The organism is Marivita geojedonensis, assembly GCF_002115805.1.
Taxonomy (GTDB): Bacteria; Pseudomonadota; Alphaproteobacteria; order Rhodobacterales; family Rhodobacteraceae; genus Marivita; species Marivita geojedonensis.
This window is the reverse complement of record NZ_JFKC01000001.1, coordinates 325,971-343,999: the sequence shown is the minus strand read 5'-3', so window position 1 is coordinate 343,999 and position 18,029 is coordinate 325,971. Positions and strand designations below refer to the sequence as shown.

Annotated in this window: 17 protein-coding genes; 7 read left to right on the top strand and 10 right to left on the bottom strand. The window is 58.2% G+C overall.

The window, feature by feature from the left end; genetic code table 11:
- Positions 1–49 precede the first annotated feature (49 nt).
- The 3 genes from MGEO_RS21315 to MGEO_RS01750 are packed head-to-tail and all read left to right on the top strand — an operon-like array spanning position 50 to position 1,284.
- A complete protein-coding gene (locus MGEO_RS21315) occupies positions 50–193 on the top strand; it encodes a hypothetical protein (RefSeq protein ID WP_158090956.1) in 144 nt (47 codons plus the stop codon).
- A gap of 20 nt (positions 194–213) precedes the next feature.
- A complete protein-coding gene (hpf, locus tag MGEO_RS01755; protein ID WP_085634964.1) occupies positions 214–777 on the top strand; it encodes a ribosome hibernation-promoting factor, HPF/YfiA family in 564 nt (187 codons plus the stop codon).
- 42 nt (positions 778–819) lie between these two features.
- The gene (locus MGEO_RS01750) at positions 820–1,284 is read left to right on the top strand and encodes a PTS sugar transporter subunit IIA (RefSeq protein WP_085634963.1); all 465 of its coding nucleotides are present in this window, start codon (positions 820–822) and stop codon (positions 1,282–1,284) included.
- 12 nt (positions 1,285–1,296) lie between these two features.
- Here MGEO_RS01750 and MGEO_RS01745 read toward each other — a convergent pair whose 3' ends face one another.
- The 8 genes from MGEO_RS01745 to cysQ all read right to left on the bottom strand — a co-directional run bounded on the left by MGEO_RS01745 (position 1,297) and on the right by cysQ (position 10,710).
- Positions 1,297–2,733 (bottom strand): sulfotransferase family 2 domain-containing protein, encoded by a 1,437-nt coding sequence (locus MGEO_RS01745; RefSeq protein WP_085634962.1) that lies wholly within the window; start codon positions 2,731–2,733, stop codon positions 1,297–1,299.
- A gap of 3 nt (positions 2,734–2,736) precedes the next feature.
- A complete protein-coding gene (locus MGEO_RS01740; protein ID WP_085634961.1) occupies positions 2,737–4,443 on the bottom strand; it encodes a DUF5927 domain-containing protein in 1,707 nt (568 codons plus the stop codon).
- On the bottom strand, positions 4,440–5,450 hold the full coding sequence (locus MGEO_RS01735) for a glycosyltransferase family 2 protein (protein ID WP_085634960.1): 1,011 nt from the start codon (positions 5,448–5,450) through the stop codon (positions 4,440–4,442). The genes MGEO_RS01740 and MGEO_RS01735 overlap by 4 nt, the downstream gene beginning before the upstream one ends.
- A 42-nt stretch (positions 5,451–5,492) precedes the next feature.
- On the bottom strand, positions 5,493–6,569 hold the full coding sequence (locus MGEO_RS01730; protein ID WP_158090955.1) for a glycosyltransferase: 1,077 nt from the start codon (positions 6,567–6,569) through the stop codon (positions 5,493–5,495).
- Positions 6,570–6,690: 121 nt separating this feature from the next.
- Positions 6,691–7,671 carry a UDP-glucose 4-epimerase GalE gene (galE, locus tag MGEO_RS01725; RefSeq protein WP_085634958.1) on the bottom strand — a complete coding sequence of 327 codons (981 nt, stop codon included), beginning with the start codon at positions 7,669–7,671 and terminating at the stop codon, positions 6,691–6,693.
- 3 nt (positions 7,672–7,674) lie between these two features.
- Positions 7,675–8,565, bottom strand: coding sequence for a UTP--glucose-1-phosphate uridylyltransferase GalU (galU, locus tag MGEO_RS01720; RefSeq protein WP_085634957.1), 891 nt, complete (start codon positions 8,563–8,565; stop codon positions 7,675–7,677).
- Positions 8,566–8,650: 85 nt separating this feature from the next.
- Positions 8,651–9,904, bottom strand: a complete 1,254-nt coding sequence (locus tag MGEO_RS01715) for a glycosyltransferase family 2 protein (RefSeq protein WP_085634956.1) — start codon at positions 9,902–9,904, stop codon at positions 8,651–8,653.
- 8 nt (positions 9,905–9,912) lie between these two features.
- Positions 9,913–10,710: a 3'(2'),5'-bisphosphate nucleotidase CysQ gene (gene cysQ / locus MGEO_RS01710; RefSeq protein ID WP_085635243.1), complete on the bottom strand. Its 798-nt coding sequence runs from the start codon at positions 10,708–10,710 to the stop codon at positions 9,913–9,915.
- Positions 10,711–10,837: 127 nt separating this feature from the next.
- Here cysQ and MGEO_RS01705 point away from each other — a divergent pair, with 127 nt between their 5' ends.
- Entirely contained in the window at positions 10,838–11,668 is an 831-nt protein-coding gene (locus MGEO_RS01705; protein ID WP_085634955.1) for an ABC transporter permease, read from the top strand.
- Here the strand turns inward: MGEO_RS01705 and MGEO_RS01700 are convergent, their stop codons facing one another.
- The gene (locus tag MGEO_RS01700; RefSeq protein WP_085634954.1) at positions 11,669–12,271 is read right to left on the bottom strand and encodes an alpha-ketoglutarate-dependent dioxygenase AlkB family protein; all 603 of its coding nucleotides are present in this window, start codon (positions 12,269–12,271) and stop codon (positions 11,669–11,671) included.
- Between the two features lie 211 nt (positions 12,272–12,482).
- Here MGEO_RS01700 and dnaK point away from each other — a divergent pair, with 211 nt between their 5' ends.
- The 3 genes from dnaK (at position 12,483) to radC (ending at position 16,469) form a co-directional block, all read left to right on the top strand.
- On the top strand, positions 12,483–14,423 hold the full coding sequence (gene dnaK, locus MGEO_RS01695; protein ID WP_085635242.1) for a molecular chaperone DnaK: 1,941 nt from the start codon (positions 12,483–12,485) through the stop codon (positions 14,421–14,423).
- Between the two features lie 77 nt (positions 14,424–14,500).
- Positions 14,501–15,649, top strand: a complete 1,149-nt coding sequence (dnaJ, locus tag MGEO_RS01690; protein ID WP_085635241.1) for a molecular chaperone DnaJ — start codon at positions 14,501–14,503, stop codon at positions 15,647–15,649.
- Positions 15,650–15,806: 157 nt separating this feature from the next.
- Positions 15,807–16,469, top strand: coding sequence for a RadC family protein (radC, locus tag MGEO_RS01685; protein ID WP_233139562.1), 663 nt, complete (start codon positions 15,807–15,809; stop codon positions 16,467–16,469).
- On the opposite strand, the gene MGEO_RS01680 is transcribed toward radC, so the two are convergent.
- Positions 16,466–18,025 carry a phosphate ABC transporter substrate-binding/OmpA family protein gene (locus tag MGEO_RS01680; RefSeq protein WP_085634953.1) on the bottom strand — a complete coding sequence of 520 codons (1,560 nt, stop codon included), beginning with the start codon at positions 18,023–18,025 and terminating at the stop codon, positions 16,466–16,468. The genes radC and MGEO_RS01680 overlap by 4 nt on opposite strands.
- Positions 18,026–18,029: the final 4 nt, after the last annotated feature.

Sequence of the window (18,029 nt, the reverse complement as noted above, 5' to 3'; positions counted from 1 at the left end):
TGTGACGGAAATGATTGACACGCAGCCGCAGCAGGATTGAAATGGCGGTATGGCGTTTGAAGACTCAGACCGTCAATTTCCGCTCTGCCTGCCACCGCGGCTGGACAATGAAACACAACGGTCCCTACGCCAGATTCCTTTTGCAGCTGAACGCACCACCGGTTTCACCGGAGCTGTTCTGCTGCAGAACTAAAACAATAAAAAGGATATCCTATGCGTTACCAGATAACCGGCAAACAGATTGATGTTGGGGAAGCGCTCCAGACCCATGTGAAGACGGAATTGGACGGGATGCTTGGCAAATACGCCGGACGTCCGACCGATGCGACGGTCATCTTTTCCAAGAGCGCGCACGAATTTGTTTGTGAGACGGTGGTACACCTGTCGACCGGTTTGAACGCGACCGCCAAGGCGCACGCGACTGAAATCTATGCGGCGTTCGACGGCTGTTGTGAAAAAATGGACAAGCAGTTGCGCCGCTACAAACGGCGTTTGAAGGATCATCACAAGGACCGTACGGAACCTGTTGAACTCTTTGGGGCATCCTCGTATATCCTCGCCAGCGAAGCGGACGCGCATGACGACGAGCCGGAATCGCTGCAACCGATCATTGTCGCCGAGATGGAGACCAAGATTCCATCCCTGACAGTGGGCGAGGCGGTGATGCAAATGGAGTTAGCGGGACTGCCAGTCTTGGTGTTCCGGAATGACAAAAAGGACGGGGTAAACGTCGTATATCGAAGGGAAGATGGGAACATCGGTTGGATCGACCCATAATCTCGGACATACGGGCGGACACGTCCACAAAACGAGCAGCACATGAAATTTGCAGATCTGTTGAATTCCAAGGCCGTTAAGGCCGTCACAACTGCATCCAGCAAGAAGCGTTTGATGCATGACATCGCGGATGTCGCAGAGGTCGCTTATGGCATCTCTGCACAGCGCGCGGTTGAGGCGCTGCTTGAGCGCGAAAGCCTTGGCCCCACCGGTGTGGGCCATGGCGTTGCCCTGCCACATGCCCGGCTTGATGGCGTGGACGAGGTGGTTGGTGTGTTCATCCTGCTTGAGAAGCCTATCGATTTCGAAGCAGTGGATCGTCAACCGGTAGACGTGATCTTTGCGCTTTTTGCGCCGGAAGATGCAGGGGTGGAGCACCTTAAGGCATTGGCGCTGGTGTCGCGGACTTTGCGGGATCAGAATTTCTGCGCCAAACTGCGGGCCAATCCTGATCCGGCGACCCTGCATACGATCATCACAGAAGCCGCCGCGGTTCAGGCTGCATAGTGAAAACCCCGCTCAGGCGGGGTTTTTCGTGTCGAAATCCGAGAAACCGAGCATCATGTAGTCGCGTGGATACGCGTCTCGGCAGAGCCTTTCCAGGCGCGGTTCATAGATTGCGGCAAGGCGCGTTTGGTGATCAGTGCCTGCAGGCAGCGGCGGAACCTGACTGATCCCCAGGGATGTGGCAAGCTGTGGCAGTGCTTCGCCCACGTCCTCTTCGCGTATCAGATGATCCGGCAGACAGAAATCGGCCATTCCCTGAAGACACGCAACCTGGCTGGCCCAGTGTGCATCCACACGAATGCTTGTCTGTCCGTTCAGATTCGATTTGAGAAAGGTCAGGAAAGTCGCAAATGCCTCCCGGTGGGCGTGTATGTCATATCCCGGATCTGTGGGATCATCCGGAAGGTTGAGCCCGTGAAAACGGATCAGCTGCTGACGGATCTTTGCAAAGCTGCCCGGTCCGGTGTTCAGAATACGGTCGCAGAACGCGGCATGTGCGCGTGCCAATGGGTGCCGCACTACAGTGAAGCGGCGGTGTCCGGGGTTGTTCTGCATCCAGCCGCGCAGAGATTTCTGGTTGAAGTCCCCGACCAACTCGGACGTGCCCCCATCCAGTGCTTTCATCCAAGTGACGACTTGGCTCCCAGGCCCTGATCGGACCGGCATGAAAAGCAGTGGGTGCCGCGCGCAGGCCACGTAGGCGGGCACCACCGGCCCGCGTCGAGGTTCGAAATTCGGAGTGCGGGTAAGGTCGAAGCGGTCAAATGCGCTCAGTGCGGCAACCATCCGATCGAAGTTTGCGACCTTGTCCGACAAGGGTTCTGGGTTCTGGGGTTTCAGATTGCTCTGAAAGGCATCAGGCACCGTGGGCACCCCCAGCCATCCTGCCAGGCCGCTTAGGATCTCGGTGTCGTGGAGATCGTCATAACCAATGTAGAACGCGGTTTGCCCGGTGACCTGCAATGCCCGCATGATCTCGAGCTGGAAGCTCTGCATTGTTCCAACATGGCGTTCAAATTCGTGCAGATCGAAATGGGCCTGCGCCGCCTTGCGGTTGGTGACATTGGTCAGCTTCCACTGATCCGTTGCACGTGCGATCTTGAGGCTGACGTAGCTGTCCACCGGATTGCGCGTAAGCACGATCTTTGCACATCTCGGGTCTGCGAGGATTGCCGACAGAACCCGCGGGTCGTGGTCGTGAAAATATCGAAACCCGCCAAGCCCTGCGCTCTTTGATTTGATCGCCCGCAGCAGGCGTTCCGGGTTGTCCTCGCGTTGGCGCTGGGTCACGCCAAGAATGTCATCGCGGTTCGGATATCCAATGAAATTCGGATTGAACGCTTCGCCGTGGCACGCAATGCCGTCGATCTGGTTGAGGTAATCCTCAAGCAGGTTCGAGCCGGTTCGCATTTCGGCGAAAACGACGAAGTGATCGAACGGTCCGGCCACGACTTATTTCTTCACCAGATAGGGCCGCGGACGCTGTGTATCTCGCAGCGAAGCGGGTGTGATCGGGTCTGCGGGGAAATCCCCCATCAGGTATGGGTGCATGCCCTGGTTCTTGAGGTTCTGCAGGAACTGTCCAAAGCCAGCCAAATCGACCATCGTGGGCGCAGTGGTCAGACGGCGGTTGGGCTGAAACCCGATTTCATCCACGATGACCTGAATGGCTTCCATCGGGGCTTCGATGAATTCGGCCATCGTCCAGATCCGTTTGCGGCATTTCGAGTAGGGAGATCTCAGCGCGTCCAACATCTGGGTTTCGATCTTCTGCATCTGCGCGGCCTCTTTCCGTAATTCCCCGAAAGTCCGGTTGGACTGAAACAGCGGAATGGCCCACGCGCCGCTGATGACCGAAACCTGCGCATTCGGGTCTTTGGCAATGTCCCAGACAACGTTGGGTGTGCTCTTGGGGCCAAGCTGGAAGCATTGCCGTTCCCCGCGCGTGTTCCAGAGCAGGTTGGTCAGAAACATCTTTGGATCATAGTCGCGCAGGGTGGCGTTGTCCGACAGCGCGCCATTCATGACCGTTTGGCCTTCTGCAAAGTGGGCCCGGTCAGGTGCGAAAAGATGTCCGTGTACCCGCGCGCCGGTGACTTGGGCCAGCCACGGCTCAAAATCGGTAAACAGTTCCGTAAAGCCCTGAAACACCGAATATTTGGCAGCCGTCACACCGTTTTCCCAGTCTTCGTTTGGAAAACGGCTTTGCATGTAGAGCCCGGGTCGGCCCCGGGTCCGGCGGTCCACAGCCTTTGCGAAGATGCGGTCGATTTTGCCGGGGTTGGGCTCCTGACGGCTGAGTTCTCCGGGTTTCGGATTCAGGAATGTCTCGTAGAGACGATCTGCACTGTGCCAGATTTTTCGCGCGACAAAACAATCTGAGCGGCGCAGCAGTTGAAGATGGTCATCATAAAAGATGTGTGGCTTTCCCTGAAAATCGAATTTGGAAAGGGTCAGTGAGCGACTGATGATGCTGGTCGAATAAAGCCGCGAGAGCGTCTGGAAGTAGCTTTCATCCGGGATCCAGACATGGCGGAAGTACCGGTCATAGACCTTGCGTTTCGGGTCCTGCAGGATCGATGAGAGCGTTTGCCGCGTCAGGCACCACCATTGGCTGCCCATATGCGGGGTCAGGCCGTCGGGAATCTTGCGCGTGTAGCCGAGCTTGCGCTGCAACTCTACGAAGCGGTCGAACAGATACCGGTTCCGGCGCCATGAAAACGGAAACCGCATGGTGAACCGTTCCTCATCGAGTCCGCCCACCGTCCAGGGGACATCGGCAGTTGTCGCGCTTTCGATGTGATCTGTGCGGGGTCTTGCCTTGAGATAGTCGATCAGTTCCTGAACCGGGCGCAGCGGCAGGCAGGATCCCGAAGTCAGATAGACATGGCTGACGTCCTCGAACCCGGTCAGCATCAGCTCGCTCGCATCCTGACTTGCTGCGACGAGGCCCCATGACCCCCAATCGCACCGATGCCTTTTAGAGAACCGGATCAGGGGGTCGTCGCTCAGACGCTCGGTGAAGATGCGGTAGCGTTTTGGGGAAACCACCTGATCGACATGGATCACGACCGGGCAGCCTGCCTTGGTCCAATGCCGCGCGACCTGCTCTGCCCTGTGCAGCGCGGTGTGCGCCAACATGACAATTCCGATGCTCATGCCCAGTTGCCCATCGACATGAGGCCCAGAATTTCAAGCTGCCGCCAATTGATGTATTTCTCGGACCACTTGCACCAAAGATCAGGATGATCCTGAAGCGCGTTCGCGTAGGCCACATATTCGAGACTGCCCGCGTAGTGTTCGCGACGCTTCAGCTCTTCCATGGCTTTATCATTGAACGTGCTGAGGAATTTGGTGTGCAACAGCGCGCCCGATGCTTTTTCCCCGCCCCATTCGTCATAGACGTAATTCAAGCCACGCGGCAACAGCATGTGTGTCGAACTGACATAGGTGTAGCGGTGGTGCCATTTCACCAGCGGGATTTTGTTCAGGGCGGGCGCGGCTTCCGGTTGATCGGGGAAGAACACTCGTGCGCGCGCACCGCCCTGTATCCAGAGATTTCCCAAGAGGTGATTGCGCTTGAGCGTGTAGTTTCCCGAGTCGAACCAGGAAGCAATTTCGAGTGGGTTTTGACCGGCCTGGTAAGGCACTGCGTCGATGCGGCCCTTGGGATACATGTCCAGAAGCATCGCGCTGAACGATTTGATCGACGAGGCTTCCAGCCAGTCGGTCAGCGCGGGCAGTGGGCGGGAGTCGCAGAACGGGTAGACGAAAAGCTCATCCGGATCGACCGTAAGGCACCAGTGGTCGTGGCCGTAACGCCGGAGCAGCCAGTTCATCCAGTCGATGCCAAACCTGGCGCGTTTGTAGCTCTTGCGGGTATGCCAGACGGACACGTCCGGCTGCTCGGCCAGAAGCTCTGCGCTGCCGTCCGTGCTATCGTTGTCCACAAAAAAGAAATGGGACACACCCATGTCCCGATAATACTTCAGAAAGTAGGGAAGCCTGATACCTTCGTTTCGCAGGGTGCAGAACAGCAGGATATCGTTCTTGCGGATCTGATCTGTGCGATTGGTCACAGGCTTGAGTTCGCGACGTTTTCGAAACGCGCGAAGCCTCCAGCGTTTCCGCTGGAGCCTGAGACCGTATCGTTGCACCACTCCCAAGAGTCAGCTGCCTGTCTTTCCGCCGCAAGCAGCGTCCGGGTATCAAAGGAGTGTAAACAGCAGGTTGAAGTGTTCCTGCCAAGTCGGCACCAAACAAGACCCAACCGAATACTGCTCACCGCTTTGGCCCCGACGTACCTGCGTCAGTTGCTCAACTTTGCTGCGCCAAAGGTAGCGGTCTGATTCGTCTGCGTAAATAGCCGAGTTGCCGAGCACCTCGCGGAAAACGGGCAATGGCGTACAGATCACCGGAACCTGTAGCCGAATGGCCTCAATCGCAGGGTAGCCGAACCCTTCTGCTTTGCTGGGAAACAGCAATCCGCAACTGTCTTTCAACAAGGCCCACATTGCACTGTCGGGAAGGCCGGACAGTTCGTGCACATTGGGAGGATGCCGGTCTAGGCGCGCGAACACGTCTTCGCTCATCCAACCGCGCCGCCCGCAGATCACAAGGTGCGGGTCATCAGGGCCGGAGAACGTGTCCCACAGATCCAGCAGAAACCCGATGTTCTTGCGTGGTTCGATCGTGCCGATCGCCATGACGTAGGCTTCACCACTCCACGGTCCGTTTGGGGCCGTTCCCAGTTTGATGTCCGGCACGCCGGGCATCACAACATGCACCTGATCGTCTTTCAGATGGTCAGCATGGTACAGGACGCGCGATCTCGTGTGCTCTGAATTGCACAAGACCAGATCCGCGTGGCGGTCTGTCCTGCCGAAGAACTGCTTGAACCGGAGCCGCGACGCGTTTGTCTGTACCTCCGGAAAATCCAGTGGAATCGTATCGTGCAGGTATACGGAAATCCGAACGTCCTCGCAGGCTTTGAGGGCGTGTACGATCCGGTCGTTAAACTGTGTCTGGCCAGTATTCAGGTACGCGGTGCCGCGAGGCAGGTGTCGCTTGAGCATCGCGGTCAGGCGCGCAGGTGTTGCGCGGTCCAGCGCGATACGGCGAAGGCCGGTTTCCGTCCGCGCGCGGTCCGCATCCGAGCGGCGTAACAGGCGTGACAGCAGGTCGGCGTCCTGCCAGATTTGCGTTTCGCAATGCTCAAGCAGCGACTGGCAGCCTGAATCGTCGAGCAGCAGATATCCGAGCTTGGTTCGGACGAGACCGAACAAAGGAGCCGGATCATAAATCAATCGCGCAATATACGCCCGCTCGATCCGATCGATTCCCGTGGGCTGCCAATGCGCCCGACTGACCGTTCGCGTTACATCCAGAAGATGGGCTGAGGCCCGGCTATTCGCGATAGTCTGCAACTTGGTGCCACCGCCACGCATCTTCGATCATCTGAGGCATGGTCGATTTTTGCGGCTGCCACTGCAGTTCGTCTTCCGCGCGCTTTGATCCGGAGACCAGTTTGATTGCATCTCCTGCGCGCCGATCGCCAATCGTTGTCGGCACATCCCGATTTGTGACCCGTCGCGCCGAGTCGATCACTTCGCGGACGGAGAAACCTGATCCGGTGCCAAGGTTGAACACGCGGCTTCCCTTGCCATCCAGCAGCCACCGCAGCCCAAGGACATGCGCATCGACCAGATCGGAAACATGCACGTAGTCCCGAATACAGGTTCCGTCTTTGGTCGGATAGTCCGTGCCGTAGATCGTCACACCGTCGCGCACCCCGGCCACCGCATCGAGGACAATCGGGATCAGGTGCGTTTCCGGGCGGTGGAACTCTCCGACTTCGGCTTCGGGGTCCGCACCGGCCACGTTGAAGTAGCGAAAAATCACGCGCCGCAGCCCATGCGTGACTCCGAAGTCATGCAGGATGCGTTCCACGGCCTGCTTGGACGCGCCGTAGGCGTTGAGCGGCATCTGAGCGGTTGTCTCGTCGAGAACCACGTTGTCCTGATCGCCATAGGTCGCACAGGTCGATGAGAAGACGAAATCGAGGCAGTTGTGGTCGGTGGCAGCTTCAATCAAATTCAGCGAACCGAGCACGTTGTTGCGCCAATAGAGGCCGGGATTGCTCATCGCTTCGTCGACGCGGCTCAACGCGGCGAAATGCAATATGGCCTTGGGATCATGCGCCTCGAACGCCCGATCGATTGAGGCCCGGTCGGTCAGGTCGCCCTCGACAAAAGGCCCGAACTTGACCGCGTCACGCCATCCGGTCGACAGATTGTCAAAGGTAATCGGCGTGAACCCGGCCTTTGCGAGTGCCTTGCAGGCATGTGAGCCGATATAACCGGCCCCACCCGTAACCAGGATGTTCATACGTCACTCGGCCGCGTTGTCGATCTGCATGACCGAGTCGAGGAAACCGCGCAGATCGTCCTTGAGATCGTCTCGGGCCAGCCCGAAAGCCACGGTTGCCTGAAGGAACCCGGCTTTCGATCCGCAATCGAAGCGCTGTCCCCGGAAGCGATAACCGTAGACACCGGTGCCGTCGATTTCCTGTGCAATCGCATCGGTCAGCTGGATTTCACCACCTGCGCCGGTCTGTTTCTTATTCAGGTTCCGCAGGACGGCCGGGTCCAGAATGTAGCGCCCGATCACGGCAAGATTTGACGGTGCTTCCTCGGCGGCAGGCTTTTCCACCATGCCCTTGACCGAGACAAGCGACCCCATGTCGTCCTGAACATCAAGAATGCCGTAGCTCGACGTACGTTCACGCGGCACTTCCATCGCGGCGACCATATTGCCGCCGGTTTCTTCGTAGGCTTCGACCATCTGCTGAAGGCAGGGCTTCTCTGCCGAGATGACGTCATCCGGTAGCATTACAGCAAAGGGTTCATCACCGATCAGGCGGCGCGCGCACCAGACCGCGTGGCCCAGACCAAGAGCCTTGTGCTGGCGCATATAGGCAATCGCGCCGCTTTCCATATTGGTCGATTTCAGGTCTTCAAGGATGTCCAGTTTTCCCTTCTTGCGCAGCTCGCGCTCAAGAATAGGGGACTCGTCGAAATAGTCCTCAAGCGCGCTTTTCCCGCGCGAGGTTATGAAGATGAATTCCTTGATCCCGGCAGCGCGGGCTTCGTCGATGGCGTACTGCACCAGCGGACGGTCCACGAGTGTCATGATTTCCTTGGGGACCGATTTGGTTGCAGGTAGAAAGCGTGTCCCAAGTCCCGCGACGGGAAATACGGCTTTGGTAACTTTTCTACGCATGGGCTGCTCCTTACTGGTCACGTCTTACTGCGCGTCACTGGTTATTACACAGTATTGACCTTGGGTGTATGACATAACTGGGGAATTAATACGGTCTTTTGTCGAATTCTGCACAATCGCCGCTCACCAGCCCATTTTTTGAGCGGATCCCTGCAAGCCTGTCCAACGTGCTCTGTATGCGATCCTGGCGGTTGGATCTCCGGATGAGCGGTTCTGACCGTATCTCGCGACCATAGATCCCGCCTTGGTGGAGCCAGTACCCGTCTTCCTTATACTGGACGCGATGAAAGCGTGCGTTCGGTTTCAGGTCGAATACCGTGACCCGGTTCCCGAGTGCGACCTCTCTCGCAATTTGAGCGTCGCTGCCACGACCTGAAACCAGGTACATGTCGCGACGTTCTGCGACTTGTGCCTCCGGGATCTCTCTGGTGACGGATCCAAAGGATGGTAGGGGCAGGGCAGGCCGGCCGGAACCAGCGGCGTACCCGGTTGTAAGTTCGCGGTTCAGACGGGCAACATCGTCAGGCGTGAGTGCCCCGGACTGCATATGCCCGAGCAGCCATGCCTGTCGCTCTGACAAGAAGGCGTCCCGTGCATTTGCCATTTCGTGCGCTGCGCAATGCTTGCGGTGGAAGACGCCGGCAGACGCGGCGATCTCGAACACGCTGCGCGGGGTGCGTCGCGCATCTCGAAAGTCGCTTGGCCCGCTGGCATGGTGCACGATGGCTTTGGGGACAAGCTTCGTGCGGCCACCCGCCTTTGCAACCCTGAGGCTCAGGTCGGTCTCGTCGAGGAAAAACGCGAACCGTTCATCGAACCCGGAGTGATCCGTAAGGGTCTTTCGCCGAATGGCCATGTTGGTTCCATGAAGGCGCGGAAAAAGGTCTCCCGACCTTTCGATGTCCTGCGGTTCGCTTCCAATATGGCTGATCGGATGGGACCGCCCAAATGGATCAACCCGTGCCGCCGCGTGCTGGACCGAAATCCCGTTGCGCCCAAGAGTGATGCCTCCGGCCTGTGCCACCGTGGGATCTTCAAAAACCGGAGCAAGATGGAGCAGCCAGGTTGGTTCTGGAACGGCATCGTCGTCGATGAAGGCAACAACCTCTCCGGCGGCCTGCGCGACTCCGATGTTGCGAGCAGCCGAGATATTAACTGTGTCGAAGTGGATAACCGTATCCAGCTCCATCTCCTGTGCAACTCGGGCGCCCTCTGCACAGGCAACGACCACGGTTTCGAACCGGGGATAGTCGAGTTGCCCAACCGCCCTCAGGCATCGCCGAAGCCAACCGGGCCTGCCCCGACTGACGATTACGATGCTGATCGGAAGCAGGGACATCCGGCGGATCAGACGGGCGTCAGATCAATGCCCGGCGCTGTCGCCACAAAGAACGGGTTGGCAAAGGTTGGCTTGCCGTATGTCAGCGTTTGCAGGTCATCCAGCCGCAGAACCTCTCCCCCGGCGCCGTTCAGAACGGCATGCCCTGCGGCGGTATCCCACTCCATCGTGCGGCCGAGCCTCGGGTAGAAATCGGCTTCTCCGGTCGCCACAAGACAGAACTTGAGTGACGATCCCGCGCTCTTGCTGTCCTTGACGCTATAGCGGTTGATGTAATCATCGGTTGCCTGATCTCGGTGCGATTTGGACGCGACGACCATCAGCGCGTCCGTGTCCGGATCGGACACGTGGATTTTCTTCGTTGTGCCAATTGATGCTTTGGCAAAATCGCCTGTTTCCTCAACGCTTTGACCGTTGGCATCGGTAAAGAACAAACGGTTCTTTGCGGGGGCATAGACCACACCACGGGTCGGCACTCCGTCTTCGACGAGCGCGATATTGACGGTAAAATCTCCGCGCCGATGAATGAATTCCTTTGTCCCGTCGAGAGGATCGACAATCAGGAAATCCTTCACGTCAAGGTCATGTGTGTCGGACTGTTCTTCGGTCACCAGTGCGATGTCAGGAAAGGCTGCCCGCAGCCCGTCCGAAATAAGCGCATCTGCTGCTTCGTCCGCTTCCGTTACCGGGCTGTCATCTGATTTGGCCCGCACATCGAAATCATCGGCGTGGTAGATTTCCATGATTTTGTCGCCTGCTTCGAGCGCCAGCCTGCGCATTGTGTGCATCAGTGCATCATAGTCTATGGTCATCGTTCCCCGCCTCGATTGATTTGAAAGCGCGCCTCTCTTATCATCTGCTTAACAAATGTCCGCAACAACAGTCAGGGAAACTGGCGGCAGAAAACGCGGACTGAGGCAGAGGCAGACAAAGATGTTTCAGAAAACGGCTCCGACGAACCGGATGGCTTCGGCTGTAAACATCGCTGAGCTGATCTATCACAACACCGTTCGATCGATCCGCAAGACACATGGCAATGCCTTCATGTCCATCGCGATGAGTGTATTTCAATCGCTGATGTTCGTGCTGTTCTTCTTCATCATGTTCAGCGTTATGGGCATGAAGGGCCTCGCCGTGCGAGGCGACTTCGTGATTTTTCTGCTGACTGGCATCTTTCTGTTCATGACCCACAACAAGGCCGTTGGTGCGGTTCTGGGAAGCGAAGGGCCGTCAAGCCCGATGATGCAGCACGCGCCGATGAACACATTCGTGTCGATCGTCTCGGGGATGCTGTCGACGCTCTATATCCAGATCCTTGCCATGCTCTTCATCCTGTTCGTCTACGACGTGGCGATGAACCCCTACGTTCTCACTGAGATCGTGGACCCTGCGCCGGTGATGGGAATGTTGCTGCTGTCATGGTTTTCGGGTGGGGCTGTGGGCATGGTGTTCCTGGCGCTCAAACCTTGGTTTCCATCGCTTACCGGAACACTGTCCACACTCTATAAACGCGCGAACATGATCGCGTCGGGCAAGATGTTCGTTGCCAATTCCCTGCCCGGCTTCATGATCGCCATGTTCGACTGGAACCCACTGTTCCACACCATCGACCAAGCCCGAGGATACGCCTTCATCAACTATGTTCCGCGGAATACGAACTGGGAATATGTGCTTTATCTGTCGCTCACTCTGCTGATGATCGGGCTCATGGGTGAATTCTACACCCGCAAGCACGCCTCGGCGTCGTGGTCGGCCCGGCGCTGATCACGTCACGACCCGTAGCGTCAGGTTGATCCGGCCGCCTTTGGGCAAGAGAGTCGAACTGTCTGGGCGGACACGGTCTATGCCGTGATAAGCCCGTCGTGCCGCGCCGGCCATTACGACAACATCGCCCGACCGCAGCCACACAGAGTCTGTTTTTCCGCCGCGGGTGGTATTGCCCATTCGGAACAAAGCGTCGTCTCCAAGAGATATCGACACCACAGGGTGCGTCAGATCTGCCTCGTCCCGATCCTGATGCATCCCCATTTTTGCAGAGCCGTCGTACCAGTTGATCAAACAGCATTCCGGGTCCCGTGCGCCGGGCGCCAGATCGCGCCAGATGGACAGAACCGTGTCCGGAATCCGAGGCCAGCCCACGCCTGACGGATGCGCACGTTCGTAGCGATATCCTTTCCGGTCACTGATCCAGCCAAACTCTCCAGCGGCGCTCATCCGTACCGACATCGGTTTGCCGCGCGGCGTTACAGGTTGGAACAAGGGCGCCTGGGCAAGGCATTCGCGCAGCACGGCGACCATTGCCGCCTGCTGTTCTAGAGAAAGGTAGCCGGCATGAATCTCGAAATCGCGGACGCGTAGAACACTCATATGGCAAGATTACCGACCTCAACCGGCGAAGGCATACCGAATTTTCAGAAATTCCCTGTAGCTGCGGCGCTTGCAGGCGTCTTGATGCCTCCTTATATACCCACCGGACCTGCTGAACGATCTTTCGTCAGCGGACAGAAATGCGGGGCGGGATGCCGGAACGGGTCATCGTCTCGTGATATCGCCTTAAGAAATGAAGGGATCGAAAAACATGGCCAAAGTGATTGGTATCGACCTCGGTACAACCAACTCCTGCGTCGCGATCATGGATGGATCGCAGCCGCGGGTTATCGAAAACTCCGAGGGTGCTCGCACAACCCCATCAATCGTTGCGTTCACCGATGATGAACGCCTCGTTGGTCAGCCGGCCAAGCGTCAGGCTGTCACCAACCCTGAAAACACCATCTTCGGCGTCAAGCGTCTGATCGGTCGTCGCAACGACGACGCGGATCTCGCGAAAGACCGGAAGAACATGCCGTTCGAAGTGATCGACGGCGGCAATGGCGACGCATGGGTGCGCGCCAAGGGCGAGAAGTATTCGCCGTCCCAGATTTCCGCATTCATCCTTCAGAAGATGAAGGAAACCGCTGAGTCGTATCTTGGTGAAGAAGTGACCCAGGCGGTCATCACCGTCCCCGCCTACTTCAACGACGCACAGCGTCAGGCAACCAAGGATGCAGGCAAGATCGCCGGTCTCGAAGTGCTGCGCATCATCAACGAGCCGACAGCTGCCGCGCTGGCCTATGGTCTCGACAAGAAAGAATCCCGCACCATCGCGGTTTACGACCTTGGCGGTGGTACCTTCGACGTGACCATCCTCGAAATCGACGATGGCCTGTTCGAAGTGAAATCCACCAACGGCGACACGTTCCTCGGTGGTGAAGATTTCGACATGCGGATCGTCAACTACCTCGCAGACGAGTTCAAGAAAGAGAACGGCGTCGACCTGACAAAGGACAAGATGGCCCTGCAGCGTCTGAAAGAGGCGGCGGAAAAGGCCAAGATCGAACTCTCGAGCTCCAGCCAGACAGAGATCAACCAGCCGTTCATCTCGATGGACAGCAAGACCGGCCAACCGCTTCACCTCGTGATGAAGCTGACCCGCGCCAAGCTGGAAAGCCTTGTCGGCGACCTGATCAAGGCATCGATGAAACCGTGTCAGGCTGCGCTGAAAGATGCAGGTCTCTCGACATCCGAAATCGACGAAGTCGTGCTTGTCGGCGGGATGACCCGCATGCCGAAAGTGGTCGAGGAAGTGACCAAGTTCTTCGGCAAAGAGCCGCACAAGGGTGTGAACCCGGACGAAGTCGTGGCGCTTGGTGCAGCCATTCAGGCCGGTGTTCTGCAGGGTGATGTGAAAGACGTTGTTCTTCTCGACGTGACCCCGCTGTCGCTGGGTATCGAAACGCTGGGTGGTGTCTTCACCCGCCTGATCGACCGCAACACGACGATCCCGACGAAGAAGAGCCAGATCTTCTCGACCGCCGAAGACAACCAGAACGCCGTGACGATCCGCGTGTTCCAGGGTGAACGCGAGATGGCGGCCGACAACAAGATGCTCGGTCAGTTCAACCTCGAAGATATCCCGCCCGCACCGCGCGGCATGCCGCAGATCGAGGTGACGTTCGACATCGACGCCAACGGTATCGTGTCCGTGTCCGCCAAGGACAAAGGCACCGGCAAAGAGCAGAACATCACCATCCAGGCATCCGGTGGCCTGTCGGACGAAGACATCGAAAAGATGGTTCAGGACGCCGAGGCAAACGCCGAAGCCGACAAGGAACGTCGCGAGATGGTCGAGGCCCGCAACCAGGCTGAAAGTCTCATCCATTCGACCGAGAAATCGATCGAAGAGCATGGCGAAAAGGTCGACCCGACCACCGTGGAAGCGATCGAACTGGCGATTGCTGCGCTCAAGGATGATCTGGAGGACGAAAAGTCCACCGCCGACAAGATCAAGTCGGGAATCCAGAACGTAACCGAAGCGGCAATGAAGCTCGGCGAGGCGATCTACAAAGCGCAGCAGGAAGACGGTGATTCAGAGCCTGCCGCAGCCGATGCGCCAGGTGGTGACGACGACGATTCCATCGTCGACGACGATTCCATCGTCGACGCCGATTTCGAAGATCTCGACGACAACAAGCGCGGCTGACGCTTGTTGTTCGGAACCGAAATGGGGCCGGTCCGGACACCGGGCCGGCCTCTTTCGTTCCGTAGAAGGAGGGCATGATGTCCAAACGTGACTACTACGATGTGCTCGGCCTCTCGAAAGGCGCATCCGCCGAAGAGATCAAGAAAGCCTATCGCAAGAAAGCGAAAGAGCTTCACCCAGACCGCAACGCGGACAACCCCGAGGCCGAAAGCCAATTCAAGGAAGCCAACGAAGCCTACGAGGTCCTGAAGGACGCGGACAAGAAAGCGGCTTACGACCGCTATGGCCATGCCGCGTTCGAAGGTGGCATGGGCGGTGGCCGTCCCGGAGGTGGATTTGGCGGCGGTCAGGGCGATTTCGCCAGTGCATTCTCGGACGTGTTCGATGACCTGTTCGGCGACTTCATGGGTGGCGGCCGCGGCGGTGGTCGTCAGCGTGCGTCGCGGGGTGCAGACCTGCGTTACAATCTGCGTGTCACGCTCGAAGACGCCTATCAGGGCATGCAGAAGACCATTCAGGTGCCGACCTCTGTCCAATGTGGTTCCTGTTCGGGATCCGGCGCTGAAGGTGGCGCTGAACCGACGACCTGTCCGACCTGTTCCGGCATGGGTAAGGTGCGCGCCACTCAGGGCTTCTTTACCGTAGAACGGACCTGCCCGACCTGTTCGGGTCTGGGTCAGACGATCAAGAATCCCTGCAAATCCTGCAGCGGGGCCGGGCGTGTTCAGAAAGAACGCGCGCTGTCGGTCAATATCCCCAAAGGTGTCGAAACCGGTACACGTATCCGCCTTGCCGGAGAGGGAGAGGCCGGCCTGCGTGGTGGTCCGCCGGGTGATCTGTATATCTTCATCGAGGTTGCCAAGCACGAACTTTTCGAACGCGATGGCGTTCACCTGCACTGCCGCGTACCGGTCTCCATGACCGTTGCCGCGCTGGGCGGTAATATCGAAGTGCCGACAATCGACGGTGGCCGCAGCCGCGTTGCCATCCCGAACGGAAGCCAGTCGGGCCGCCAGATGCGTCTGCGGGGCAAAGGCATGCCCGCACTGCGTGGTGCAGGGCAGGGCGATATGTTCATCGAACTTGCGGTGGAAACACCGGTCAACCTGACCGCAAAGCAGAAAGATCTTCTGCGCGAATTCGAAGAGCTCAGCGAAGACAACAACCCGGAATCCAAGAGCTTTTTTAAATCCGTCAAAGGCTTTTGGGATTCCATGAAAGGCTGATGAAACGGCCCCGCGGCAAGCGGGGCCGTTAGCATTTCGTTAACCGTTTCTGCGCCAAGACTGGCGCATGGCGCGCTCCCGATCCCCCGACCTTCCACTATTTGAAGCCGCTGGAGCGGCACCCGCGCCTTCGTCGAAATCCAAATAACCGTCTTACATCCGCGGACATCGCGAACGCCTGCGACAACGGTTTCTAGAGGGCGGCGCGGAAGCGCTCCCTGACTACGAACTGCTGGAACTGATCCTCTTCCGCTGCCTCAGCAATGGCGATGTCAAACCGCTCGCCAATCTCCTGATTGCCACCTTCGGAGATTTCAACCGCGTCCTGTCCGCGCCCATTGAGCGCCTGACCGAGCTCAAGGGAGTGGGCCCTGAAATTGCCTTTGATCTCAAACTGATCGAAGCAGCGACCCACCGCATGTCACAGGGCAAAGTGCTGAAGCGACCCGTCATCTCAAGCTGGGACGCACTTCTGGATTACTGCCGCGTGTCCATGTCCCACCGTGACACCGAGGCGTTTCGCATCCTGTTCCTAGACCGCAAGAACGTCCTGATCGCGGATGAAGTCCAGGGCAGAGGCACGGTCGACCATGTCCCCGTTTACCCGCGCGAAGTGATCAAACGGGCGCTTGTGCTCAACGCCTCGGCGTTGATCCTCGTGCACAACCATCCCTCTGGCGACCCAACGCCATCTGCTGCCGATATCGACATGACAGCAGACATTGTCCGCGCCTGTGATGCGGTTGGCATCACGGTGCATGATCACCTCATCGTTGGCAAATCGAAGGAGGTCAGCTTCAAATCCGAAGGCTATCTTTAGCGCACCCAGACCTCGACCCGGCGATTTACCTGCCGCCCCCAACTGGTATCGTCGCACGCCATGGGCATTGCCTCTCCAAAGGCATCCGTAGCCAGTTGAATGTGTGACAGGGTGGATGTTTCCACTGCGGCCTCGACAGCCTGCTTGACCGTCTGCGCGCGTTGCTGTGCGATCTGGAGATTGCCCTCTGCCGGTCCCTCTCCGTCCGAGAAGCCTACGAAGACGAGCCGCCGCCCGTCATAAACCCCGGCTTCGATGGCACTTGCCAGTTGTTGAACATTCGAACGGGACTGCGCATCCAATCGCGATGCGCCCGGTTCGAACCGGAACGAGGTCGACAGTCGCCGCAACGGGGCAAGTGTCTCAACCATGCGCTTCAGGGCGTTCAGTCCGGTTTCCCCCTGTGCAACACGGATCGCGTTGGCAAATCTGTCGCCCTGGGCGTTGAGCGCGATTTCTTCGGGGGCCTGATCGACGAAACCGGCCCGCCGGGTGATGATCTGCGCGGGGCCCGTTCGGGTATAGGCGAGAAACTCGCGTGCGAGTTTGGGTAACCGACGCGCGGGTATGTAAAGGAACATCGGCGCTGTCAGCGGATAGTCCTCGGTTTTGATCGTCAACCGATTGGCCCGGAGTTGAAATCCGCATGTCCCGGTGAGTGCAAGCGGCTTGCTGTTGCCGATTTCCGAATAACTCGCCACCCCGATACCCAACGGGTCCTCGGCCACCGCGCGGGCCAGTTCGGCATTGGTCGGGTACCGTTTTATATAGTCGAGCAGTTGCAGGCGCGCTTGGCGCAAGACGCGGTCTTCGACCGCCTGCGCGATTCCGGATTGCGCATCCCGCATATGAATCGAAATCGGCGCGTCCGGCCCGCCAAGTGTGCGCCAGTTGTCGATGTCTCCTGACAGGATACGTGCAAGATCAGACACTGAAAGCGCCGACACCGGGTTGGTCGGGGATACGATCACAGTCATCGCATCCAGTGCCAGAACTCGGCTGCGGTTCACATCGTCGAGCTGCCCCAGACCAACCTCACGTGCCAACGCCAATTCGCCGGGGCGGATCTCTCGCAGCGCCATGACGAGGTCAGCCTCGTCTGCCAAAAGATCGGCGAACCCTTCGTCTGTGCTGGATACCCGAAACCGGAACCGGCCGACCGTCTTTTCGGTCGCCGCTTCGCTCAGGACGTATTCGAAATGGGTGTCGTCCTCGCGCAGCCGTTCGGATTTCAAACCGTTCTGCAGCGCGAAGCCTTCGACCAGGGCGGGCATCAGAACCTCGCCCACAGTGGATGAACCCGAGATCGAAAGCTCGGCCACAAAGTTGGTCAGTGACGGGCATCCCGGCCCTTCACAAAGAACGCCGGAACCATCGACCGTCAATTCGCCATATTGGGTCTCAACCCGGTAGAATTCACCGTCGAACCCGAGAAGCGTTCCCGAAAGTTCGATTGCTCCGTCGCGCGACCGAAGGGTCACGTCATCGGCCGAAGCGGTGACTCCACTCACTACAAGGAAAAGTGCGGCCCAAAGCGCCGCACAGAACTGTTTCATCTCA